Below are 22,926 nucleotides of genomic sequence, written 5' to 3'. Positions count from 1 at the left end.
ACTGTATAATAGTCTAGATTAGTTTTACTAGCTTAATTTTTAAGAATAAACCAACTCAAATACATAACTTTACATTATTGTTATTAACTTTTACCATAATTAGAGTAACAGAATCTGCCTAATATGATATTATTGTAAAATAATAATTTGATTAATTTTCAATAGATTAATCTAATAATATCGATAAAGTGAAATAGTGGGAAGATCAATGCTTCAAGAAAATGTAGTTAAAGATATCATTGTTTGGATCGAGCAAAACTTAGATTCACGTTTATCATTAGATATTATTGCTGAAAAATCAGGCTATACCAAGTGGCACTTCCAGCGCTTATTTAAAGCATATACAGGAATATCTTTAGGCAAATATGTCCTAGCACGCCGTTTATCTTGTGGCGCTTATGCGTTGAGGATCACTCGTAGTAGCCTTTTAGATATTTCTTTAAAATACCATTTTGATTCGCAACAAACGTTTTGTCGTGCGTTTAAAAAACAATTTAATATCACCCCTTCTGAATACAGGAAAAAGCAAGGTTGGGATATTAGTGAGCTTATCTTTCCAGCATTAGAAACGGTTGAACTTAAAGCAAAATATGAAGTAATGACCTTACCTTCTAAAGAGTTGATAGGTATGGCTCATCAATACAATAAAAATATTTCAGCATGGAATTATGATAAGAAAAAATTTAGAAAAGAATTTTGGAAGAAGTTTTTAAAAGAAATACATACCATCCCTACAGAAATGTATGCCACACATCGTGCTTCTGCAGGCTCGCTAGATGATACGACTTATATTTATACAACAGCAGTAAGTAAAGAACAATTAACAAGCTCTGCTAATATTTCCACTATGTCTAACGTAGAATTACCCAATGGGAAATATTTAGTTATTACTTTCGAGATGGATAATATTTTAGATTCCCTCACCGGGTATGATGATATTATTTATACTGTATATACCAAAGTATTGCCAAAGATGAATTTGCTACGTCGAGCTGGTCCTGATATTGAGCGTTATACCTTAAAACAATCGGTTAGCTATGATAAGTTAATCGGCCATAGTGAGCAGCATCTACAAGAAATTAGTTACTATATTCCTGTTCTTTAGTCGCTAATAGAAATAAAAAGATCTCAATCTGATTACGCATCTTGAGATCTTTTTAATATTTATAATATGTTAAAGTAATTAATCTTTTTTAGATTGATTAGCAAAAAAGATCTCATCTTGTATATTTTTAGTTTTAAGAGTAAAGAGTTGATTAGTTAAGTTTTCAGTTAATTGCTCTGCATCAGCCATTACACGTAAGTTAAATTCATTCAGCATGTTATCCGCTGCTGCTTTATTCTTTTTACTCATTGACAAATAGTTAGCCTCCATTTCTTTTTGTTCTAATGCTGTTTTAGCTTCCCATTCTTGGTATGCTTTTTTAACAATAGGAGCAAATTGAGGATAATCTGTCATTACTAATGTTTGTAACTTACGATATTTCCAATAGATAGAGTCATTATCTGCTTTATCTGTTCCAATAGCATAGTGTTGCGGATATGCTTTTAATCCACTGTAATAAGGAACAAAAGCGGTTAGATCAGCCATTCCCAAACCAACATAAGTCACTTCACCAATCTCTTGCGGTAATTCAGGTCTTACTTGCATCACATGAGATTCATAAGTACGAAACACACTTATTGGTCGCCATGGTTCATTGCCATTCAATCCATTGGTATAAGGATCATGTTCTGTACCGTCAAAATGGTTGCGTAACATCGCTTTGGCGTCTTCTACTGATACTTTTTTCTCCGGTGTCAGCATAGGCGCAAATTGACGACCATCTGCCACATTCTGTTTCAGAGAAGGGTTAAATTGTTGCTGGATAACCCAAACCCTCGGGTAATTATAAGTGAGATCACGTTCATCATCACGCGTATAGGCTTTAGAAAAATTAAATTCGCCATCAGTGGCAGGATCATAAAGTCCTTTTTCTATTGCAAACTCAACTAAGTTTTTAGAACCTAAATTATCATTACTATCTGTATGGTAAGCCTGTAAACGCCCTTGATTACCCGTTGCAAAATATTTATCTTTTGGTAGTTTTTGCGCCATCCATTGATGACCTGTACCTGTTTCTAGGTACCACACCTCATTTTTATCAACGACGGCAACCCCAAATCCTTCTCCCGCACCTTGTGTTTCGATGATGTTTCCCAGTAATTCAATTGCTTCACGGGCAGTTTTTGCCCTTGAGAGTAAAATATCTGGAATATCATCTTCAGTGATCCCCGTATCTTCAACATAAGGATCGAACGCCAATGCTTTAGGTGAGGCAAAAATGGATTCTGTACCACTCACCCCAACGCCTAGCTCATTAAAACCCGTTGCACCATGCAATTGAGTTTTCCAATTAGGTACAGTGGTATAACGTAATGAGTGTTTAGGTAGTGGATAAGTAAAGCTATTAGCGCCATGATGGGCTTGAGTGCTATAAATACCAGTCTGATTATTTTTGGCTGGATGAATAACAAAATGTTGTGCTTTTAAAGCATCACTATCTGCGCTACGAGCTACAATCAAAGAGCCATCATTAGTTGCTTCACTCCCTGCTAATAACGTTGTGCAGGCCAGAGCCGAAGAAACTAATGCGATATTAATTGACAAAGCGATAACAGCTTTTTTAAATAAAAACATATAATGCCTCATTTGCTTGTTATTTATAATTTATATCTCAATTAATTATCTCTATTTTAGAGTAAAAAACTTGATATTTTTTGGTCTGCAGAATATTAGCAATGAGAAACAATCAATTACCGTGATTAACATCTCAATGATTAACTATTTAAAAAATAAAAATCGCATCAGCCTAACAACCATTTTTTATAGTGCATATAAAATCAAATAATATTATATGATGTAGTCAAATATTAAAAAATATCGCAAACTATGTTGGTTGAATTGTGTATTAAAATATAATCATATGATATATCGTTAATAAAAAAACGTATTTATTTACCTAAAATATAATTATAAATTTATTATTTTATTTTTAATTATGTTTATACCAAGAACTTTTTATTCCCTATAAACTGATATATTTGATTATTGCTTTTATCACAAAAGTCTTTTGCTTTATAGCTTGTTTTTAGAACAATAAAAAAGACTATACTGTCCACCATGACGATGAGGCACCCAATAAGGTGTCACAAATATCAACTTAATTCCCCTACTGTTATTACCTTTCAGGAGAGATGTATGAGTGTTCCCGTTTTAGGTCTTGGTACTTTTCGTTTAAAAGACGATGCGGTTATAAATTCTGTAAAAACTGCACTAGAACTAGGTTATCGTGCTATTGATACAGCACAAATTTATGAAAATGAATCTGCTATAGGACAAGCTATTGCAGAAAGTGGTATATCTCGCGACGCGCTTTACATCACAACAAAAATCTGGGTAGAAAATTTAAGTAAAGATAAATTAATTCCTAGTTTGAAACAAAGCTTAAGTGATTTACAAACAGATTATGTTGACTTAACTCTAGTACACTGGCCATCACCAAATGATGCAGTTTCTGTTAAAGAATTTATGCAAGAGTTATTAGCTGCGAAACAGATGGGATTAACGCGAGAAATTGGTATTTCAAATTTTACCATTCCATTAATGGAACAAGCTATTGCTGCCGTTGGTGTTGAAAATATCGCAACAAACCAAATCGAATTATCACCTTATTTACAAAATCATAAAGTGGTAAATTGGGCTAAACAGCATGGCATTCATATTACATCTTATATGACTCTAGCTTACGGCAAAGCATTAAAAGATGAAACAATACAAACCATTGCTAAAAAACACAATGCAACACCAGCACAAATCATTTTAGCTTGGGCTATGAATGAAGGTTATTCTGTTATTCCATCTTCAACAAAACGTGAAAATTTAGCCAGTAATTTACTCAGCGTAAATATCAAATTGGATAGTGAAGATAAACAAGCGATTGCAAAGTTAGATTGTCATGATCGTTTAGTTAGCCCAGAAGGTTTAGCGCCTCATTGGGATTAAGATTAACCAATTTAAATCGTAATATAGGTGATATTATTTTTATCACCTATATGTTTTAACCTACTTTTTTAGCAATATACTCACTCAGAGAATCAATAAATACACGGATGCGTTGGCTAACCACTTTTTCACTATAATAAACGGCATTAAAAGGCATAGCTATAGGTCGCAGCTTATCGGGGAATAATTCGATAAATCGACCATTTTCGATATCATTAACCACCATAAAATCGGAAAGGCAAGCAATACCATTACCTTCGAGACACAATTGTCTTATCGTTTCTCCACTATTCGACGATATTCCCATAGGAGCTTCTAATAATTGTCCATTCTCTCGCTCAATAGGCCATGTGTTTAGTGATACTGGTTCAGTAAAAGTTAGACAAGTATGGTCAAGCAGATCTTCTGCGATTTTAGGCTGTCCATAACGGGCGAGATAGTCCGGGGTCGCAACGATTTTCCGATAACTATTCAATAGTGGTTTTGCCCGTAAACTGGAATCCGTTAAATTACCGACTCTAATCGCGATATCTACTTTACGTTCAATAAGATTGATAAATGTTTCAGATGAAACTAAAGAGAGGGTGATTTGAGGATATTTTTGCTGAAATTGTTTAATAAAAGGCACCAGTAGATGCAAAACAACCGGCGTTGCGGCATCAATACGTAATAGACCCTGTGGTGTTTTTTGTGTATTAATTAATTCATCTTCAGCTAATTTCATATCTTGCAAGATAACTTGCATACGATGAAAGTAATGCTCCCCCTCTTCCGTTAAACTCAATTGTCGCGTAGTCCGATTTAATAAATTAACGCCTAGCTTTGACTCAAGTTTTTTTACTGTACGACTAACAGCAGAATTGGCTAATGCTAATTTTTCTGCAGCACGTGTAAAACTACCACTTTCAACCACTGCAATAAAAACTTGGACTTCTTCTGAGGTGGCTTTCATTATTGACCTTAGAAACGAGTGAATAATAACCTAATAACGAATCACTCTTATTATATAATATATACGCTAATTGCTTTAAAAAATTATTTCTATATTTTTATAGTTAGTTTTTCTCAAGCAATTAGCGATATATTATCTGACACTTTATTCATTATTAATAAAGCGCATAAGCTGTTGTCGAAGTTGTTTATTATCTTGCTTTAATCGTTCATTTTCATCCAACAATGTCAAGGCGATTGCAATACCATGCCAATCCAATGCTAACTCTCGATGAAGTTTTAACGCCCGATGTACAACAACAACTGCATCATCATTGAAAAACCACTCCTGGGTGGTGATTTCTACAGGCTCAATAACCCCTAATTCAACAATTTCTTGAAGTTCCTCTTTGGAAACACCAGTATGATGACAAAGCTCAGTCATAGTAAATATTGTTGTTAATTGTGCCATTATTTATTCTCCCAGTTTTTACGTGGATTATAATCGGCTTGGGCTTCGGCGAGTTGTTGCCATAATGAATGTGTTTTTTCATCCACTTTAGGTGGCATGACGACTTTCAAAATGGCATAGAGATCACCACTTTTTTGCTTGCTTACTAAGCCTTTTCCTTTAATTCTCAGGCGTTGACCTGCCTGACTAGCGGGAGGAATAGTAAGTAAAATTTTATCTTTAAGTGTAGGAATAGCAATTTTAGTACCTAATGCGGCTTCCCAAGGTGCAATAGGAACCACAATTTCAAGATCATGCCCTTTTACATCAAATAATGGATGAGGTGCAATACGGATAGTTAGCCATAAATCACCATTTTCTCCGCCATTCTCCCCAGCAGTACCTTGGCCTTTTAAACGAATACGTTGTCCATCAACAACACCGGCAGGAATTTTGACATTCAAGGTCTTAGGAATTTCTTTCTCTATCATGCCAAAGACATTATAAACCGGTAAATGATAGCTAATGGTACGCTTATGCTCTTCTTGTGCTTCTTCAAGAAAAACCGGTAATTCAATTTCTAGATCTTGTCCACGTTGTCTAGGTGCTTGACGTGAATGGCGCCCTTCAAAAGGTGAACCTTGACCAAAGAAAGAAGCATAAAGATCGTCAAAATCTTCCTGACTAAAACTTTGTTGGTTTGAATGTGAATTGTTGTGCTGTGTAAATTGTTTAAATTTCGGATCATTGCGGTGAGCCCAAAGTTCGTCATATTCAGCTCTACGCTGTTCATCACCAAGAATTTCCCAAGCTTGCGCTATTTCTTTAAAACGCTCCTCAGCATCTGGCTCTTTACTTACATCTGGGTGATATTTTTTCGCTAAACGGCGATAAGCAGTTTTAATTGTTTTCATGTCATCAGTGGGTTTTACCCCCATAATGGCGTAATAATCCTTTAATTCCATAGTGATATCTCGATTATGTTAAACATTAAATACCCTACATCTATAGATTATAGGACAGAGAACGCTTTTTTGTTAACCCAAATAAGTTTCATAAATCCCTATTTAAGCTTATTAGAAAGCTAAACTTAAAAAAATTTTTATTTATTAAAATATTTTTAAGTAAATAAAAACAAATAGTTAGAGCTAAATCGAATAACTATCATCTAAGTATCATTAAATTGCATTTGAAATACTTCTTTATTGGCGGTAAATTTTGGTCAAAGAAGAAATAATTTATCAGGTGATTTATCTCTGTTTTTTATTTTCACTAAGATAAAAAGCAACAAAATAACTGGCAATAATAAGGGAGAAGCAATGAAACGTATCATTATTCCCACAAACTATATTCATATACGAACAACGCCTTTTTGGACAAGGGAGACAGCCCCTAAATCAATCTGGGAGAGACATTTAGACAAAGGCACTCAGCAAGGGGTATACCCTAGATTATCCGTGATGCAAGGCACTATTATTTATTATGCCTATGCCGATCAATATAGCCCAAAACCTACCGAAACCTTAGTGATTAAGGAGGGTGAGTTTGGTGTATTTCCACCAGAAACTTGGCACAGAATTGAAGCACAAACTGAAGACACCGTGTTTAATATCGACTTTTATGTTGACCCCAAAATACTTGCTGAAGGTTAAAAATGACTATGAAAAATGATAATAAAGGTTATTTATTGACACTTATTTGTGATAACAGTAATGATAAAGTAGAGAAAATCTTCCTTAATCCTAAGATACTTTATATTCCTGATGTTGCCGCTAAAGAAATTTTGTTATTAACTAACGAATTAAAGGGCAAAATAGATCTCTCAGCCCAAGCGCTGACTTTAACGCTCACCAATAAAAATAATGGTGTTTCAGTGGATAAAGAATGCGAGATAAAAGATTTACTTGATCCTGATATGGCGAGTCTAATGGTTAAAGATTTAATCAATATCGTCCGTGGTTATGATATGGATGAAGAAGCCAATGTTTGTGGTTGGTAAATTAAAAATTAATCAACAAATTAAAGCAGTCACTATCACACTCTATAATGGAAATAGAGTTAATAAGCTACTAAATGATGAATACAATATCTTATTCATCATTTAGTACATTAACGATTGTTAATAATTAAATTTTTTAATCGTTAATTTAAAAATAAGCTCTAGGACTGGGGCTTATTTTGGTGTATTTAGAAAAATATCATATATAGCAAAATGATATTAACTTATTTTTATTTAACTATTACTCTCAGGCTTAAGTTTAAACATAATGGTTGTAGCCTCAAACTTACCATCAACTGCTTGAGCAAACTCAGGAATTTCACCACTAACTTGCCAACCAAGAAAGCGATATAGACTCACCGTCATACCTTTTGTAATGGTATCTAAAGTTAAAAGTGTTATCCCTCTCTCCCATGCTATTTGTTCAGCCTTTTGCATCAATTGCTGTGCTATTCCTTTATGCCTATGATCAGGGGATACTAATAGTTTGCAAATCTCCCCACGATGTGTGCCGTTTGGTTTAGTGCATAATTCAAGACCAACAACACCGACTATTTGTCCGTCAATCACTGCAGTAATTAATTTAAACGTATTTGTTGATAATGAGTGATTAACACTAAGCCAATAATTTCTCATATCATCTACTTGAGTTTCTGCGTCAGTATACCCAACACTTGCCCCACCAAGGACACATCTATATAACAATTTGGTGAGTTGTTCTATTTTAATTTCACTTATTTTGTCATCATAACAATAAATCATCATATTGATTGTCCCCAGTCGTAAATATATTCAACCATAATCTATTCGAAATATTTAGAGGTTACAATAATGCTCAATACTCTTTATACAAACAGAAATTTGAATAATTATGAATAAAACTATTAACTAGGAAATTTTTTAGTGGATCAAAGGAAGTTAAGGATACGCTAGGAGATGTTAGGAGACATTGAGATGGCGGAGGAGGAGAGATTCGAACTCTCGGATGGTTTCCCATCGGCGGTTTTCAAGACCGCTGCCTTCAGCCACTCGGCCACCCCTCCGCAATGGGGAGCAATATAAACATCCACGCTTATATTGTAAAGCCCTTATTGTCTTGTTTGGCGTAATTTTAAACGCCCTTTGATTTAACAGCTTAATTTATCAACGATTTACGCATTAGACTTGGGTATTGCGGTTATTTTTGCTAAATTAAATGATTATTTTTGATTGGTTAGAAACACATGTTTGTATTTAACGGACAACAAATCGAGACAGATAGTCACGGTTATTTAAAAAACAGCAATGAATGGACCGAAGAGATGGTGCCAATATTAGCTGAACTTGAAGAAATTGAACTCACAGAGCAACATTGGGAAATTATCCGTTTTGTGCGCCAGTTTTATTTAGAATTTAATACCTCACCGGCGATCCGAATGTTAGTGAAAGCATTAGCACAAAAATATGGCGATGAAAAAGGCAATAGCCGTTATCTATATCGCTTATTCCCTAAAGGTCCTGCTAAACAGGCAACGAAGCTCGCGGGCTTACCTAAACCTGTCAAATGTATTTAATACTAAGATGCATAATGGCGGATTGAAAAGTCTGCCATTTCTTCATATTGGCATGGTGTTGCCGACCAAAATACAATCTTACTCCCTATTGGTCCTCCAGCAGCCAACCAATCTTCTATTTTTCTCAGTACCTGCTCTTCAGCAAAAGCTTTGATCCCCACACTGCCATCATCACGATTCCACACATAACCCGTAATAGGCTGCTTTTTCATCCATTGATAAGTATGAAAGCGGAAACCGACACCTTGTACACGACCTTGAATAATATATTCTCTACCAACCTTCATTTACCTACCCTCCAAACTTACATGTGACGCAAAAATTCCGATAAGATTGTTGTCTTTTCTTTATACAATAGATAATCTGATTTTGTGAGGTTTGCATTTACACTGGATAACGACGTGTTTAATTTTGTTACACCTTGAAATTTCACTTTATGCCCTCATATACAGAAATTAATAAAGCAAGGTTTTACGGAGGTGATAAATGATGATCGCCAGCAAATTTGGAATAGGCCAGCAGGTTAGACATAAACTACTCGGTTATTTAGGTGTAGTTGTTGATGTGGATGCTGAATATTCCCTTGATCAACCTAACGAGGATGATATTGCATCTAATATGACCTTGCGATCAGCGCCTTGGTATCATGTTGTCATGGAAGATGATGAAGGACAACCGGTTCATACCTATTTAGCTGAAGCTCAAATAACTTATGAACTCTCAGATGAGCATTTAGATAATGACTCAATGGATGAGTTGTCACAATCAATCCGCAACCAATTACAGGCCCCGCGATTAAGAAACTAATTTTCTTCCATTCTTAACCTTAATGATAATCGCCGAATACATTTCGGCGATTTTACTCTGCCTATTACCAAGGCAATCCGTGGGCTTCTATCTCTTTTTTAGGACAGCGATCCATAACCACCCGCAACCCCGATTGTTCAGCTAATGCTTTTGCTTCTTCATTGATCACACCTATCTGTAACCATAAAACTTTAGCATTAATTTTAATCGCTTCTTTGGCAATCTCGAGCGCTACTGATGATTGACGAAATACATCTACCATATCAATCGCCACAGGAATATCTTGCAAATGACCATAACATTGCTGGCCTAATATTGTTTCCCCTGCCATACCCGGATTAACGGGGATCACCTCATAGCCTTGCTCTAATAAGAATTTCATGACTTTATAACTAGGGCGATCTTCTTTATGACTTGCACCAACCAGTGCAATTGTTTTGACACTTCTTAGAATGTCATAAATCTCTGAATCAACCATTTATATGCTCCGTTATCAGCAGGAAGATTGAAAATCTTATGATACATCATAGTATCTTGTTCCGCTCATAGCTTGTAAGATAAAAAAAAGGTATGTTGACAACTGGAATAATAACTGTATTTATTTTTAAAGGTAGCAAATGGAACAAATTGACCGCACACTCGCCACAGAAAAAAATATTGCGTTAGTTGCACATGATCACTGTAAAAGCTCATTGCTTGAATGGGTTAAAAACAACAGTGAACAGCTTTCTCACCATAAGTTATTTGCCACAGGAACAACAGGAAATCTGGTTAATCACCATACAGGATTAGAGGTCACTCAGATGTTAAGTGGCCCCATGGGCGGTGATCAACAAATTGGTGCAATGATTGCAGAAAAGAAAATTGATATTCTTATTTTCTTTTGGGATCCACTCAATGCCGTTCCTCATGATCCAGATGTGAAAGCGCTGTTACGCCTAGCAACAGTTTGGAATATTCCCGTAGCAACCAATCGTGCGACGGCTAATTTTCTTATTTCGTCCCCTCTTTTTTCACAAGAGTCAAAAATTAAAATTCCCGACTATGAAGGTTATTTAAAAGAACGTTTAAAATAATGCCTTATGGTTTTTTTTGCGTAGGGACACCTTGAGATTTTAACTCTGACACAAAACAAGATGGTTGTTGTTTATTAAATAATAACCATACTTGTTTTTTTGCTCTTGTTAATGCCACATACATTAATCGGCGCTCTTCAGCATCAGGATAGTCTTCAACAGGGGGTAATAAAGCGGTTTCTATAATCGACTCTCTTGCCGGAGCTGGAAATCCGTCTTTACCCGATTGTAAACCTAATATAATCACATAATCAGCTTGTTGACCTTTTGAAGCATGAAAAGTCATAAACTGTAATTTTAATTTGGGCCAGCGCGTTTTCGCCTTTTTCAATAAATCAGGTTGTAAGTAATGATAACGCGCTAATAAAAGGATCGTTTCATCGTCACTGACATAACCACTCATTTTATTTAATAAACTTTCTAATTGATCATCCGGCAATAATACAACGGCTTTTTTATTACCTTTTGTTAAGCTATTTAAAGGCTTAGCTAATTGATTAGGATTTTGTTGAATAAATGTATTGGCAACGTCACCTATAGTCGAATTAAAACGATAAGTGGTATCTAATGCACACTCAGCACCATCACCAAAAGATTGATGAAACGCTGTTGTTAGTAATAATTCAGCCCCACTAAAGCGATAAATAGCTTGCCAGTCATCACCAACTGCAAATAATGAAGTTTGTGTATTTTGTTGTTTTAACGCATTTAATAGTGCTGCTCTTAGTGGTGAAATATCTTGGAATTCATCCACCAGAATATGTTTCCAAGGACTGACGAAACGCCCTTTTTCTATCAGATTAATGGCTTGATGTAATAGCCCTGAAAAATCAATGGCATTCTCTTCTTTTAATGCGGTTTTCCATGCCTTTAACAGTGGTGCTAATAGTTTTAAATACTTTTTAAATGCATCCGTATATTCTGCAGGCACAGAATCAATCATTGTTTTTTGGCTACCACCTTGCATTCTTAATAAACTGATCCACCGCTCTAATCTTACGGCAACTTGATTTTCTAATTTTTTATCATGCCAAAACTCCCCATCAGGGATTTCCCATGCTAGCTCTTCAGATAACCACTCACGCCAGCCTTTCGCTTGTGCTTTTTTCTGCTGACACTGCTCACGCCACTGCGTTAACAATAGTGTTCTTCTCTTTTCACTATTGATTTCTAATTCGCTGATCTTGGGTTGTTTTTTAGTTGACTGTTGGATAATAAATAATGCCAATGCATGAAAGGTTTTCGCCGTAATATCAGCGTTTAAGCGCTCAGATAAACGTTGGTTCATCTCTTCAGCGGCTTTACGTCCAAAAGCCAATAGTAGAATTTGTTCAGAGGTTGCTAGTTTACGACGTAACAACCACCCTGCTCTTGCCACTAGTACCGACGTTTTACCACTACCAGCACCCGCTAATACCAATATATTATCTTCACCGTTGATAACGGCTTTACATTGCGATTCATTTAAAGGCGATGTTTCAATGGTAGTAAAAAACTCCGCATGCTCTGTCAATATACGGGTGATCCATTGCTCATTTTCTTGCGCAATTAATGCCTTACCTTGCTGTAACCACTGTAAACAGCGTTGATAATGCACCTTACAGTTATCAAATTGAGCAAGTCGTTCCAGAGGAAGAGGAAGAGCAGAAAAACTTTCTTGGATTGCCTGTTGAATAGCGGCTAACTGGTTTTGCTTTATCCATTTATCGCTTTGAATTATATCTTGGATAGAAGAGAGTTGCTTTTCAAGTACTTGCGCCGTTATCTCACTCATCTCTTGGCTCCATATTTGCCAAGTTTGATAAAGATAGCGGTAAAATTGTTGCGTTTCTTCCCAGTCCGTTCCATGCAAACGAACCACTTTATTGTCGGGCAGTAAAAACTCTAACTCTCCCCACACAATGCCTTTTTTACAAAAAATGTCGATCAATTCATTAAAAGGAATTAAATATTGATGCTTTTCACCACTGACCTCAATACCCGCATTTAACAATTTTACCCTGTTATAAGGATGCTGAGCTAAACGTTGTCCCATTGGGGTTGATTTCAGTTCCATTCTGTAATTCCTACAATAAATAACAAATAGTCTGTCGTTAAACTCTTTTTTATCTGTAATAAACCCTATATTCTAAGAGGTAATTATCTCCATCTTGTTTATTTAAGGGCTTTTTGTGTTCAATTTGTTTAATGGCGCCCGCCGATTTATCTATAATAGCCACTTTTTATATTATATTCGCATAATAATCGCACTTACGGGAACGACTTTATTTCCATGGGCTTTAGGACAAGAACCAAAATATACTATACCTCTTACATTAGGTGTTGTCGCAGCCGCATTAACTGACTTAGATGATAGGCTTGTGGGCCGCTTAAGAAACCTTGTGATCACCTTATGTTGTTTCTTATTAGCATCAACATCTATCGGATTACTCTACCCTTACCCTATTTTATTCTTTTGTGGTCTTGCTATCTCCACTTGGGGGTTTATTTTATTAGGCGCCTTGGGTCAGCGTTATGCTACCATCGCCTTTGGTGCGCTATTAATCGCTATTTATACCATGTTAGGTATGCCGATTTTCCCAGAATGGCATGAACAACCTATTTGGCTCCTTTTAGGCGCAATTTGGTATAATTTGCTTACCTTAATTGGTCACCTACTTTTCCCTATTCGTCCCGTTCAAGATAGCCTTACGCGTTATTATCAGCAGCTTTCCGCTTATCTAGAAGCCAAGGCCGCATTATTTGATCCCGATATTGAAGGTGATCAACAGCAATTACTGTATAACTTGGCATTGGCTAATAATCAGTTAATTGAGGCAATGAGCCAAACTAAACTAACATTACTAAGCCGTTTAAAAGGTGATAGGGGCCAGCGTAGCAGTCGTTTCACATTGCATTATTACTTTGTGGCTCAAGATATTCATGAACGGGCCAGCTCTTCTCATATTCAATATCAATTACTGAGTGATAGATTACGCCACAGTGATGTCCTTTTCCGCTTTCAGCGCTTACTGTCAATGCAAGCAAGAGCCTGCGAACAAGTCGCTCAATCTATTCTTTGGCATAAAAAGTACCAACATAATCCTCATTTTGAACGTGCAATCACTCATTTAGAAAATGCACTTAATAATGTAAAAAACAGTACTTCTGATCCACAAATTATTGCGCCACTCTATAATTTATTACAAAACTTACAGGGCATCGATGCTTTATTAAAAAGTATTAGTACAGAGCAATATCAAATCTCTCATGACCAAAAAGAAGAAACTCAGTTATCTGATGAAGGGCTTACTGGGTGGCGAGATATCGTGCTAAGAATAAAGGGTCACTTAACACCAAAATCAGCCCTATTTAGACATGCGGTACGAATGTCACTTGTCTTATGTATAGGTTATGTGATCATCCAGTTTTTTGATTTGCATCGAGGATACTGGATTTTATTAACCAGTTTGTTTGTCTGTCAGCCTAACTATAATGCGACACGTAGACGATTAACATTACGGGTCAGTGGCACTATTATTGGTATTTTAATTGGTTTCCCTATTCTCTATTTTGTGCCTTCCATCGAAGGTCAATTAGTGCTTATTGTTGTGACAGGTACGCTCTTTTTTGCTTTCCGAACCGTACAATACGCTCATGCCACTTTGTTTATTACCCTACTCGTTTTATTGAGTTTTAATTTATTAGGTGAAGGCTATGATGTCGCACTACCGCGGATCATTGATACGTTAATTGGATGTGCCATTGCCTGGTTCGCAGTCAGTTTTATTTGGCCGGATTGGAAGTTCCGTCAGTTGCCATTGCTCATCCAAAAAACCATGACCAATAACTGCTACTATCTTGATGCGATCCTCATTCAGTATTATCAAGGAAGAGATAATAGCGTTAATTATCGTATTGCACGCCGTAATGCACATAGCAGTGATGGTGAGTTAGCATCTTTAATTTCTAATATGTCATCAGAGCCTAAAAGCTTTCAAACCTCTCAAGAAGAAGCATTTAAATTACTGTGTTTAAATCATACTTTACTGAGCTATATTTCAGCGTTAGGTGTTCATCGTTGCAAAATTGAAGATGAAGCGGTACTCACCCTGCTTAATGATACTGTCTGTTATATTGATTCAGCGTTGAGACGTAAAAAACCACAAGATAATGATTTTATACAATCTCACGATCAACTTATCGCACGTGTTAATGCACAACCAAGTTCAGATAACGCCCGTATTCAATTAGTGTTAACGCAAATACGCTTGTTACTGGATTTATTGCCACAAATTGTCAATTGCATTGAGCTAATTGAGCAAACAGAATGGCAAAACGATAAAGATAAATTAGCTACAGCTTGATGGATAAAAAGTTATTTTCTCTAATTTCTATTAGAACCTTAGAGAAAATAACAGACTCTATTGGCTTAAGTTTGCTCTTATTCCGTTATTCCTGTTCATTCTAATGTACTCAAGTCCGAGTACTGTAGTTTAATAGGATTTAACGGATAACTCTTTATACCAATTTAACAATTCCATTTTTAATTGATTAGGTAACACAGACCGATGACAGCCAACAATAGCACCTGCTAACGCAAGCAATAAGTCGCTATTTCCTTGCTTAGGTTGCGCAATCAGTTTTAAATAACATGCCTTCGCACCGATCGTACGTAATTCCTCGATACGGTTAATCCCAACTTGATTCAGCTTTTTCTCTAATGCTATGCCCAAATTGGGTAAATCTTTGATACGACGAGGCTGCTTTTGCTGCCCTAAAAACTCCTGAGTACTATAGTGATATGCAAAATCGATATATTGATTGAGCTTAGCGCTATTATGCCATATTGCTTGCGTAATACGATAATAGCGCAATGTAATGGGGATACCTTTTTTTAGATAGACGTATGCATCCATGTTGTTTGCTTTATAGAGTGTTTCAACAAAACCACTCCCTTTTAAATAAAATTCATTATCAGCAGTAATCGCAAAGATAACCTCATCAACCATTAAGCTATAACCGCCGAATTGAGACTTCTTACTTAACTTTCCATATTCCGCTACGCGCGATAATAAATGAGCCTTCCTTTGCTCAGGTAAAATTGACATCAGATCTCCAAACCACAAAAAATATTTTTTATCTTAAAATTCAAATATATGACTGTATTCTTGATGGTTAAGACAATAAATAAATGTCCTTTTTTTGCCAATAGTTACCCGCTCAAAAATATGAATTTACATAAATTTTGAGAGCAACTTTCAAAAAATTGATCTTGATTTAAGTGAAACTCAGGTATACTGTATATACATACAGTACATATTGAACGAGGTAAATATGAAACTCTCAACATCATCTTTGGCAAGACAAAATGGCCTTTTCCAAGAGATCTCTACTGAGGTATTACCTCTCTCTATGGCCTCCGATGCAATTACAACAACAATGCCCGATAATAGACAAGGCATGGTAAGTGAACTGCTTTACCAAAATCCCTTGATGATTAACCACATCTTACTACCTCTGTTAAAACAGTATAGCCATGAATCACGTTGGTTACTGTGGTTAAGTCCACAACAAAAATTAAATCGTAGTTGGTTAAAAGAAACCGGCTTACCCCTGAATAAAATCATTCAACTCAATCATGTTGATTCAATTAATACTGTGGAATTAATGGAGAAAGCGCTACTAAGTGGAAACTACAGTGTAGTATTAGGTTGGTTACCAGAAATATCGTCAGAAGAGATGAAAAGATTAGAATATGCTGCCAGCATCGGTAAAGCGTTAGGTTTTATCATGCGACAACAAAACAGTAATCATATCCAAATAGAAAACAATAATTCCTCTAAACGACATTTAAACTCGATAAAAATTCATTCAAATCACTACCATTAGTGAAATTTAAGAGTTTTCCTAATACTCATAACGCAACATTATCATTTAAGATAAGTCATAATCAATTGTAACTTAAATCATATGGTTACAAGAAATTTAACAAAAATATAGAATAATTCTTATTGTGAATAACGGCCGATCTTTTTAAAATTTTAAGTCGAATTTTAAAGGGATACTTGTAACTTTTTAAGTTCATTGTAGACTTTATATCGTTAAGGTTATGCTTTAAATCCCGTTTTTGGGGATCATCATTTGATGAAAGCATCGAATTCCTAACAATAATTTAACCAAGGGCAAATAATAAGGCTTAAAGCCAAATGCCTAACTTGGATGATAACGAGGCGTAAAATGAAAAAGACAGCTATCGCATTAGCAGTGGCAGTGGCAGCTTTCGCAACTGCAGCGCAAGCAGCTCCAAAAGACAATACTTGGTATACCGGTGGTAAATTAGGTTGGTCTCAGTATCAAAGTACTGGTAACAATTGGGACGGCGTGAATATCGGTAACGGTAGCACACACAAAGACCAAATTGGTGCTGGTGCATTTGCTGGTTATCAGTACAACCAATACTTAGGTTTTGAACTGGGTTATGACTGGTTAGGTCGTATGGCTTATAAAGGTTCATACAACAACGGTGCATTCAAAGCTCAAGGTATCCAATTAACCACTAAATTAAGCTATCCAGTAATGGATGACTTAGACGTTTATACACGTTTAGGTGGTATGGTATGGCGTGCAGATTCAACTGCAACTATTAATGCAACTTCAGCAGGAACTCAAAAACGTTTCTCTGAAAATGATACTGGCGTTTCTCCAGTATTCGCATTAGGTACTGAATACGCGATCACTCCTAACATTGCTACTCGTCTTGAGTATCAGTGGATCAACAACATCGGTGATAAAGGTACTCTGAACGCTCGTCCAGACAATGGTATGCTGAGTGTTGGTGTTGCTTACCGTTTCAACCAAGAAACTCCAGCTCCAGTTGTTGAGCCAGCTCCAGTAGTTGCTCCAGCTCCAGTTGTTGAGAACAAAACCTTTACTCTGCGTTCAGACGTTCTGTTCAACTACAACAAATCTTCTCTGAAAGCTGAAGGTCAAGAAGCACTGAATGGTCTGTACAACGAATTAGCTAACATCGACCCAACTCAAGGTCGTGTCGTAGTTATCGGTTACACTGACCGTATCGGTTCTCAAAACTACAACCTGCCTCTGTCAGAAAAACGTGCTCAATCTGTAGTTGATTACCTAGTATCTAAAGGTATTCCTGCAAACAGCATCTCTGCAGAAGGTCGTGGTAAAGAAAACCCAGTAACTGGCAACACTTGTGACAACATCAAAGCTCGTGCAGCTCTGATCGATTGCTTAGCGCCAGACCGTCGTGTAGAAATCGAAATCCAAGGTACAACTGAAGTTGTTGTTCAACCTGGTCAATAATTCAAATAGTAGAGAAATCTACTGTAATGAATTCTAAAAAAACCCTGCTTCGGCAGGGTTTTTCTTTTGATGATGACTTTAAATGATTAGCAGAGATATTCTCTATACCTCTTAAGTTAACGCTATACTGATGATCTCTCGATAATAAACAACGCTATTGTCATCTACTCTTTTTTCTGTTTGTCTCGTTCTAGTAACTCAATTAGGCCATCTTTTAGGTTATGTACTTTTAGTGCATACTGCTCTTTTCGCTCCGCATCTTCGATAAGCTGGACAATCGTTTCTGATAATGTCAAACCTCGGCGCTGAGATAGTGCTGATAGGCGTTGCCAAACCTTAAAAGTTAAATCGATAGATTTTTTACGCGTATGCTGATGTTCAGCATTAAAATAACGCTTTCTTCGAGCACGAATAGTTTGCTTCATTCTATTCGATAACTCAGGGTTCATATGTAAGTTGATCCATTCAAGGACTTTTAATGGTTGAGATTCAAGGCGTAATAGTTGCTCAACCACTTCATCGGCAGCGCTCTTTTCAACATAACGGGTGATTAATTCACCTTCGCGATGTTTTTTTACCAAATAAGCCCACTTCCAGCCACATTCTAGATTTTCTAACTGTTGATATTTCATACAAATCACCGTGACAACGTAACTACATACTAGCATATCAACAATTTTGCCAAAAAACTGCCTTAAACCGAATATTTTTGCTTAAATTATCACCAAAAAAGATAAGTAGTTTTTGTTACCTACCACCGACAAATGTCAGAAGGGATAGTTTTCTAACCACGTTGTGATAGAATCGTGCGTCGCTATAATAAAACAATACATTCAATTTAATAGGTTATAGCAAAAGTAATGGCAACGTATATTCCCGGCCAAAAGTATAGACATAATATAACTGTCAATAGCTGTCTTATTGCAGGATAGATACCAGCTATTAACGCTTTATGTTAACTTCCATGTTCACTACTCAATAATAAAAACGGTAACCTTGAAAAACAACGAATTAGAATGGCAGGCGTTACGCCCAGATTACGCCTCCTACCAAACTTTCTTTCAAACAGCATCGCAATTGCCTGCATCTTCACTTCGTGAGGTTCAACCTCGCTTATATGAAAGCTTACAGTGGCTAAATAATGCAGAAGCAGGCCAATTTATGCTGCTAAAAGCAGAAGATTCTACTGCTTATTTCGAAACACTCGCTGATACATTACAACAAGCAGAGATAAAAACTTATCCTGTTGTAGGTGCCTATCAAGCTGAGTCTAATCAAATTTATTGGCAAGATAATGTAGAAGGTTCATTTTCATCATCAGAATCTATTGCTTGTTGCCAATGGATAGAGCCTGAACAACTTTTTGGTTCATTTTATTATCATAAAGATAAGCTCCTCGTTAACCCAGGACTGCTGCATAAAGTCAATGGTGGTATTTTAGTCTTATCCATTAAAACGCTCTTAGCACAACCTTTAATGTGGTTCCGACTGAAAAAGATGGTTGAAGAGCAACGCTTTGAATGGTTAGTGTGGAATGACCATCAAGCACTTCCTTTGCCTATTGAAGCCATGCCCCTTCACTTGCGTGTTATTTTAGTGGGCGATCGCCTAAGCTTAGAAGAGCTTGAGTTTATGGAGCCTAATATCAGCAGTACGGCGCTATATGGCGAATATGAATACGATATGTATTTAGAAGATGAAACCGCCCTGAGCCAATGGTGTGGTTTTGTTAATGGACTTTGCCAAAAATATCGTCTTCCTTCATTATCTGCTGATGCTTGGCAAGTATTACTGACTCAGGGCGCAAGAGAGCATGAAGATCAGCTTATCTTATCTCTCGATCTTGAATTCATATTACGCCAATTGCGTTATGCCATGCGTTTTAATCATGACGCTTATCTTGGTGCTGAGGCGCTTAAAAAAGCGCAAGAAAATCGTTTATGGCGACATAGCTACTTATTAGAACGAAGCCGTGATGAAATATTACAAGGCCAAGTCACTATTCACACTGAAGGTGAAATGGTAGGCCAAATAAACGGTCTTTCTGTCTTAGATTATCCCGGTTATCCCGATCTAATTGGCGAGCCAACTCGTATTACCTGTGTGGCTCATATTGGTGATGGCGAACTGGTCGATATTGAACGAAAAGCAGAATTAGGTGGCAATATCCATGCAAAAGGCATGATGATTATGCAAGCCTACTTAAATTCTGAATTACGATTAGATCAGCCACAACCTTTTAGTGCTTCCGTCGTTTTTGAACAATCTTACGGTGAAGTAGATGGTGATAGTGCCTCACTAGCAGAATTATGTGCGCTAATCAGTACATTGTCACAACACCCTATTGATCAACAAATCGCCGTAACCGGTGCCGTAGATCAATTTGGTCAGGTACAACCTATTGGTGGTGTTAATCAAAAAATTGAAGGCTTTTTTGATATCTGTCAGCAAAGAGGATTAACAGGATCACAAGGGGTTATTATACCGCTGGCGAACGTGCGACATCTTGTTTTAAACGATAGCGTGATACAAGCTGTCAAAGAAAATAAGTTCCATATTTGGCCGGTTGTCCATGTTGCAGAAGCAATTACTTTGCTAACACATCAGCCTTATTACGAAGAACAATGTGAAAATCCACAATCAAATGAACACTTGTTAGCTATTATTCATGATCGAATAACACAAGCGAATAATCAGGATAGGCCTAAATTACCTTGGTTCCTGCGCTTATTCAGATAATTCTGTTTCAAGTGATCGGAGTTGTTCAGCGTACAAGTGTAAGCTATTCTGTTACCTTACACTTGATAAAGGCTATATAAACAATGGTTGATAAACGCGAATCTTATTCTAAAGAAGACCTCATTGCTTCAGGCCGTGGTGAATTATTTGGCCAAGATGGCCCACCACTGCCTTCAGGTAATATGCTAATGATGGATCGCATCATTAAAATGACTGAAGATGGCGGCTCCCATAATAAAGGCTTTATCGAAGCAGAATTCGATATCAAGCCAGACTTATGGTTTTTTGATTGCCACTTTGTCAATGATCCTGTTATGCCGGGTTGTTTAGGGCTTGATGCAATGTGGCAACTGGTAGGTTTCTACCTAGGTTGGTTAGGCGGTGAAGGTAAAGGCCGAGCTTTGGGTGTGGGTGAAGTGAAATTCACTGGGCAAATTCTACCAACAGCCAAAAAAGTCACCTATAAAATTGATTTCAAACGTGTTATCAATCGCAAGCTTATTATGGGTATCGCTGACGGTGAAGTTTATGTTGATGGTAAACTGATTTATGAAGCCAAAGATTTAAAAGTCGGCTTATTTAAAGATACCTCAGCATTTTAAGTCAATATTACACATAGATAGATAAGAGCCTATTCTCTTCGATGAGATTAGGCTTTTTCTTTTATGGTGGTATGGTGGTATCTCAGATAAGAGTACTTGGCAAGTTTTCGCCCTACCGTACTTTACAACATAAAAAGGCCTACCGCGGTAGACCTTTTTATTTCCAATTCACAGTTGTTATTTATATTCAAATTGTCCTATGTTCAAGTTATTCATAGGAATATGCATAAATAACCCTCTTTTGATTATCAATTAAATCTTGGTGATAATATTTGCGATAACACAGGTGTCCGCAGTATCACCTCGACGGGTTATTTATTTTGCAAGCCCAGGACGATCTTCCATGGCCTGTCGCCAACCTCCTAGCCAATGTGAACGTGCATCAATGGCAAAATAGGGACACTGCTCTTTTGAACGACCTTGCATACCGGCTTGGTAACCTTTCGATAATGCTCTAGCTAAACGATCTCGTTTCTGTCTTTTCATATTTAGACAACCCTCACGTTCTAAGTTTAAGCGGAAAGATAATGATTGTTTTTCATACAACCACTATAAATTGATACGCTTTATTGAGGATTTAAGCAAGTAAAGAAATTAATATAATTGTCATATTTGTGATACTAAGCTGGATCCTATTTAAATCACCTTAGATTACAATTAATTATATTTAATATAATTAAATAATTTATATCTATTTGTATTTATTAATAAAAGACATAAAGCAAATCATAACAAGCTGATTTTTATTTATTTTTATAAAAAAATAATATTAAAGATCCGATTTCTGACCTAAATAATAAAAACAATAGCTTGTAAATAAATAATCGATTTTTTTCAATTTATGTCAATATAACAATCCTATTAGAATTGCCTATTTTCTACTATTCACAGTAGTAAAAATAAAATTTATGCCAAATAACCATAGCAACATTAATGATATAACTTAAGTTATCGACAAATATGAAGCCTGTTAACTAAAAAACCTCTATTAACTCAAATTCTTCAAATATTAATTCCATATCTGGAGAGTAGGTACCTTCTCGCATAAAGAATTCTTTATGTCCTTGTTGCCAATATGACAAGCTTAGATCACCCTCACCTTCTTTACGCGCTAACTGTTCTGTGACCTCAGAAAAACGTACCAATGTTAAAGAGCGTGTTCTGATAACACAAATAGGAACCCCATGGCTATTTAAAATAATATTGTAACCACCAATTGTTGGCGTGACTGGATCACTAAAAAAACCACTTAATGAGCTACATGTTGCTGTTTTTTTCTTTCAACGACAAGTTGTGCAAGTTCATCAGCAAGCTGCGGATTATCCCCGAAAGACCAACAAATCGCTGTAGGGTATTTCTTTTTTATCAATTCCAGCATGAGATTTTTCTCTCGTTATCTCGAATAAAAAACCAACA

The 22,926-nt window shown here is 36.4% G+C and carries 23 protein-coding genes, 1 tRNA gene and 1 pseudogene; 12 read left to right on the top strand and 13 right to left on the bottom strand.

Translation table 11 applies throughout. From position 1 onward, the window contains the following. Nucleotides 1–208: 208 nt before the first annotated feature. Nucleotides 209–1,105 carry an AraC family transcriptional regulator gene (locus PMI_RS03950; protein WP_004247018.1) on the top strand — a complete coding sequence of 299 codons (897 nt, stop codon included), beginning with the start codon at nt 209–211 and terminating at the stop codon, nt 1,103–1,105. Nucleotides 1,106–1,183: 78 nt separating this feature from the next. Here the strand turns inward: PMI_RS03950 and PMI_RS03945 are convergent, their stop codons facing one another. Then, nucleotides 1,184–2,680 (bottom strand): C69 family dipeptidase, encoded by a 1,497-nt coding sequence (locus PMI_RS03945; protein ID WP_041707082.1) that lies wholly within the window; start codon nt 2,678–2,680, stop codon nt 1,184–1,186. A 561-nt stretch (nt 2,681–3,241) separates the two neighbouring features. Here PMI_RS03945 and dkgB point away from each other — a divergent pair. Continuing rightward, entirely contained in the window at nt 3,242–4,045 is an 804-nt protein-coding gene (gene dkgB / locus PMI_RS03940) for a 2,5-didehydrogluconate reductase DkgB (protein ID WP_012367745.1), read from the top strand. Nucleotides 4,046–4,100: 55 nt separating this feature from the next. On the opposite strand, the gene yafC is transcribed toward dkgB, so the two are convergent. The 3 genes from yafC to cbpA all read right to left on the bottom strand — a co-directional run bounded on the left by yafC (nt 4,101) and on the right by cbpA (nt 6,391). Then, entirely contained in the window at nt 4,101–4,997 is an 897-nt protein-coding gene (gene yafC, locus PMI_RS03935; protein ID WP_004247012.1) for a DNA-binding transcriptional regulator YafC, read from the bottom strand. 144 nt (nt 4,998–5,141) lie between these two features. Continuing rightward, complete coding sequence (cbpM, locus tag PMI_RS03930) at nt 5,142–5,447, bottom strand: chaperone modulator CbpM (RefSeq protein ID WP_004247011.1); 306 nt, start codon at nt 5,445–5,447, stop codon at nt 5,142–5,144. After that, the gene (gene cbpA, locus PMI_RS03925; RefSeq protein WP_004247010.1) at nt 5,447–6,391 is read right to left on the bottom strand and encodes a curved DNA-binding protein; all 945 of its coding nucleotides are present in this window, start codon (nt 6,389–6,391) and stop codon (nt 5,447–5,449) included. The genes cbpM and cbpA overlap by 1 nt, the downstream gene beginning before the upstream one ends. Before the next feature lie 354 nt (nt 6,392–6,745). Between cbpA and PMI_RS03920 the strand changes: the two genes are divergently transcribed. Beyond that, nucleotides 6,746–7,078: a TehB family protein gene (locus PMI_RS03920; RefSeq protein WP_004247785.1), complete on the top strand. Its 333-nt coding sequence runs from the start codon at nt 6,746–6,748 to the stop codon at nt 7,076–7,078. Nucleotides 7,079–7,080: 2 nt separating this feature from the next. Continuing rightward, nucleotides 7,081–7,425: a DUF1869 domain-containing protein gene (locus tag PMI_RS03915; RefSeq protein ID WP_004247008.1), complete on the top strand. Its 345-nt coding sequence runs from the start codon at nt 7,081–7,083 to the stop codon at nt 7,423–7,425. A 234-nt stretch (nt 7,426–7,659) separates the two neighbouring features. On the opposite strand, the gene PMI_RS03910 is transcribed toward PMI_RS03915, so the two are convergent. Continuing rightward, entirely contained in the window at nt 7,660–8,190 is a 531-nt protein-coding gene (locus PMI_RS03910; RefSeq protein WP_012367743.1) for a GNAT family N-acetyltransferase, read from the bottom strand. A 190-nt stretch (nt 8,191–8,380) separates the two neighbouring features. Next, nucleotides 8,381–8,468, bottom strand: a tRNA-Ser gene (locus PMI_RS03905). Nucleotides 8,469–8,648: 180 nt separating this feature from the next. On the opposite strand from PMI_RS03905, the gene tusE reads away from it, so the two are divergent. Continuing rightward, on the top strand, nt 8,649–8,978 hold the full coding sequence (gene tusE, locus PMI_RS03900; RefSeq protein WP_004244693.1) for a sulfurtransferase TusE: 330 nt from the start codon (nt 8,649–8,651) through the stop codon (nt 8,976–8,978). Between the two features lie 2 nt (nt 8,979–8,980). On the opposite strand, the gene PMI_RS03895 is transcribed toward tusE, so the two are convergent. Continuing rightward, nucleotides 8,981–9,265 carry an acylphosphatase gene (locus PMI_RS03895; RefSeq protein ID WP_012367742.1) on the bottom strand — a complete coding sequence of 95 codons (285 nt, stop codon included), beginning with the start codon at nt 9,263–9,265 and terminating at the stop codon, nt 8,981–8,983. 199 nt (nt 9,266–9,464) lie between these two features. On the opposite strand from PMI_RS03895, the gene hspQ reads away from it, so the two are divergent. Continuing rightward, on the top strand, nt 9,465–9,785 hold the full coding sequence (gene hspQ, locus PMI_RS03890) for a heat shock protein HspQ (RefSeq protein ID WP_004244691.1): 321 nt from the start codon (nt 9,465–9,467) through the stop codon (nt 9,783–9,785). 64 nt (nt 9,786–9,849) lie between these two features. On the opposite strand, the gene PMI_RS03885 is transcribed toward hspQ, so the two are convergent. Continuing rightward, complete coding sequence (locus PMI_RS03885) at nt 9,850–10,263, bottom strand: CoA-binding protein (protein ID WP_004244690.1); 414 nt, start codon at nt 10,261–10,263, stop codon at nt 9,850–9,852. 139 nt (nt 10,264–10,402) lie between these two features. Between PMI_RS03885 and PMI_RS03880 the strand changes: the two genes are divergently transcribed. Further along, nucleotides 10,403–10,861, top strand: a complete 459-nt coding sequence (locus PMI_RS03880; RefSeq protein WP_004244689.1) for a methylglyoxal synthase — start codon at nt 10,403–10,405, stop codon at nt 10,859–10,861. A gap of 4 nt (nt 10,862–10,865) precedes the next feature. Here the strand turns inward: PMI_RS03880 and helD are convergent, their stop codons facing one another. Beyond that, a complete protein-coding gene (gene helD / locus PMI_RS03875; RefSeq protein WP_012367741.1) occupies nt 10,866–12,917 on the bottom strand; it encodes a DNA helicase IV in 2,052 nt (683 codons plus the stop codon). 115 nt (nt 12,918–13,032) lie between these two features. Between helD and yccS the strand changes: the two genes are divergently transcribed. Further along, on the top strand, nt 13,033–15,207 hold the full coding sequence (gene yccS / locus PMI_RS03870) for a YccS family putative transporter (protein ID WP_004247689.1): 2,175 nt from the start codon (nt 13,033–13,035) through the stop codon (nt 15,205–15,207). Between the two features lie 129 nt (nt 15,208–15,336). Here yccS and PMI_RS03865 read toward each other — a convergent pair whose 3' ends face one another. Beyond that, nucleotides 15,337–15,951 (bottom strand): TfoX/Sxy family DNA transformation protein, encoded by a 615-nt coding sequence (locus PMI_RS03865; RefSeq protein ID WP_012367740.1) that lies wholly within the window; start codon nt 15,949–15,951, stop codon nt 15,337–15,339. Nucleotides 15,952–16,177: 226 nt separating this feature from the next. On the opposite strand from PMI_RS03865, the gene sulA reads away from it, so the two are divergent. Together sulA and ompA are read left to right on the top strand one after the other, a co-directional pair. Continuing rightward, nucleotides 16,178–16,732, top strand: coding sequence for an SOS-induced cell division inhibitor SulA (gene sulA, locus PMI_RS03860; RefSeq protein WP_004247687.1), 555 nt, complete (start codon nt 16,178–16,180; stop codon nt 16,730–16,732). A gap of 348 nt (nt 16,733–17,080) precedes the next feature. Beyond that, nucleotides 17,081–18,169 carry a porin OmpA gene (gene ompA, locus PMI_RS03855; RefSeq protein WP_004247686.1) on the top strand — a complete coding sequence of 363 codons (1,089 nt, stop codon included), beginning with the start codon at nt 17,081–17,083 and terminating at the stop codon, nt 18,167–18,169. Nucleotides 18,170–18,333: 164 nt separating this feature from the next. On the opposite strand, the gene matP is transcribed toward ompA, so the two are convergent. Beyond that, on the bottom strand, nt 18,334–18,801 hold the full coding sequence (matP, locus tag PMI_RS03850) for a macrodomain Ter protein MatP (protein ID WP_004244682.1): 468 nt from the start codon (nt 18,799–18,801) through the stop codon (nt 18,334–18,336). Nucleotides 18,802–19,165: 364 nt separating this feature from the next. Here matP and PMI_RS03845 point away from each other — a divergent pair, with 364 nt between their 5' ends. Both PMI_RS03845 and fabA read left to right on the top strand, forming a co-directional pair. Continuing rightward, the gene (locus tag PMI_RS03845; RefSeq protein ID WP_012367739.1) at nt 19,166–20,908 is read left to right on the top strand and encodes an AAA family ATPase; all 1,743 of its coding nucleotides are present in this window, start codon (nt 19,166–19,168) and stop codon (nt 20,906–20,908) included. Nucleotides 20,909–20,991: 83 nt separating this feature from the next. Beyond that, nucleotides 20,992–21,510: a bifunctional 3-hydroxydecanoyl-ACP dehydratase/trans-2-decenoyl-ACP isomerase gene (fabA, locus tag PMI_RS03840; RefSeq protein WP_004244680.1), complete on the top strand. Its 519-nt coding sequence runs from the start codon at nt 20,992–20,994 to the stop codon at nt 21,508–21,510. A 315-nt stretch (nt 21,511–21,825) separates the two neighbouring features. On the opposite strand, the gene rmf is transcribed toward fabA, so the two are convergent. Then, the gene (rmf, locus tag PMI_RS03835; protein ID WP_004244679.1) at nt 21,826–21,996 is read right to left on the bottom strand and encodes a ribosome modulation factor; all 171 of its coding nucleotides are present in this window, start codon (nt 21,994–21,996) and stop codon (nt 21,826–21,828) included. Between the two features lie 488 nt (nt 21,997–22,484). Then, a pseudogene (locus PMI_RS03830) lies at nt 22,485–22,888 on the bottom strand (ASCH domain-containing protein). Between the last annotated feature and the right edge of the window lie 38 nt (nt 22,889–22,926).

It is taken from the genome of Proteus mirabilis HI4320 (assembly GCF_000069965.1).
Lineage (GTDB): Bacteria > Pseudomonadota > Gammaproteobacteria > Enterobacterales > Enterobacteriaceae > Proteus > Proteus mirabilis.
This window is presented reverse-complemented; position numbering and strand designations above follow the sequence as displayed.

Coding starts and splice junctions, on each gene's coding strand:
- PMI_RS03950 (WP_004247018.1), top strand. CDS start 209: ATGCTTCAAGAAAATGTAGTTAAAGATATCATTGTTTGGATCGAGCAA.
- PMI_RS03945 (WP_041707082.1), bottom strand. CDS start 2,680: ATGTTTTTATTTAAAAAAGCTGTTATCGCTTTGTCAATTAATATCGCA.
- dkgB (WP_012367745.1), top strand. CDS start 3,242: ATGAGTGTTCCCGTTTTAGGTCTTGGTACTTTTCGTTTAAAAGACGAT.
- yafC (WP_004247012.1), bottom strand. CDS start 4,997: ATGAAAGCCACCTCAGAAGAAGTCCAAGTTTTTATTGCAGTGGTTGAA.
- cbpM (WP_004247011.1), bottom strand. CDS start 5,447: ATGGCACAATTAACAACAATATTTACTATGACTGAGCTTTGTCATCAT.
- cbpA (WP_004247010.1), bottom strand. CDS start 6,391: ATGGAATTAAAGGATTATTACGCCATTATGGGGGTAAAACCCACTGAT.
- PMI_RS03920 (WP_004247785.1), top strand. CDS start 6,746: ATGAAACGTATCATTATTCCCACAAACTATATTCATATACGAACAACG.
- PMI_RS03915 (WP_004247008.1), top strand. CDS start 7,081: ATGACTATGAAAAATGATAATAAAGGTTATTTATTGACACTTATTTGT.
- PMI_RS03910 (WP_012367743.1), bottom strand. CDS start 8,190: ATGATGATTTATTGTTATGATGACAAAATAAGTGAAATTAAAATAGAA.
- tusE (WP_004244693.1), top strand. CDS start 8,649: ATGTTTGTATTTAACGGACAACAAATCGAGACAGATAGTCACGGTTAT.
- PMI_RS03895 (WP_012367742.1), bottom strand. CDS start 9,265: ATGAAGGTTGGTAGAGAATATATTATTCAAGGTCGTGTACAAGGTGTC.
- hspQ (WP_004244691.1), top strand. CDS start 9,465: ATGATGATCGCCAGCAAATTTGGAATAGGCCAGCAGGTTAGACATAAA.
- PMI_RS03885 (WP_004244690.1), bottom strand. CDS start 10,263: ATGGTTGATTCAGAGATTTATGACATTCTAAGAAGTGTCAAAACAATT.
- PMI_RS03880 (WP_004244689.1), top strand. CDS start 10,403: ATGGAACAAATTGACCGCACACTCGCCACAGAAAAAAATATTGCGTTA.
- helD (WP_012367741.1), bottom strand. CDS start 12,917: ATGGAACTGAAATCAACCCCAATGGGACAACGTTTAGCTCAGCATCCT.
- PMI_RS03865 (WP_012367740.1), bottom strand. CDS start 15,951: ATGTCAATTTTACCTGAGCAAAGGAAGGCTCATTTATTATCGCGCGTA.
- sulA (WP_004247687.1), top strand. CDS start 16,178: ATGAAACTCTCAACATCATCTTTGGCAAGACAAAATGGCCTTTTCCAA.
- ompA (WP_004247686.1), top strand. CDS start 17,081: ATGAAAAAGACAGCTATCGCATTAGCAGTGGCAGTGGCAGCTTTCGCA.
- matP (WP_004244682.1), bottom strand. CDS start 18,801: ATGAAATATCAACAGTTAGAAAATCTAGAATGTGGCTGGAAGTGGGCT.
- fabA (WP_004244680.1), top strand. CDS start 20,992: ATGGTTGATAAACGCGAATCTTATTCTAAAGAAGACCTCATTGCTTCA.
- rmf (WP_004244679.1), bottom strand. CDS start 21,996: ATGAAAAGACAGAAACGAGATCGTTTAGCTAGAGCATTATCGAAAGGT.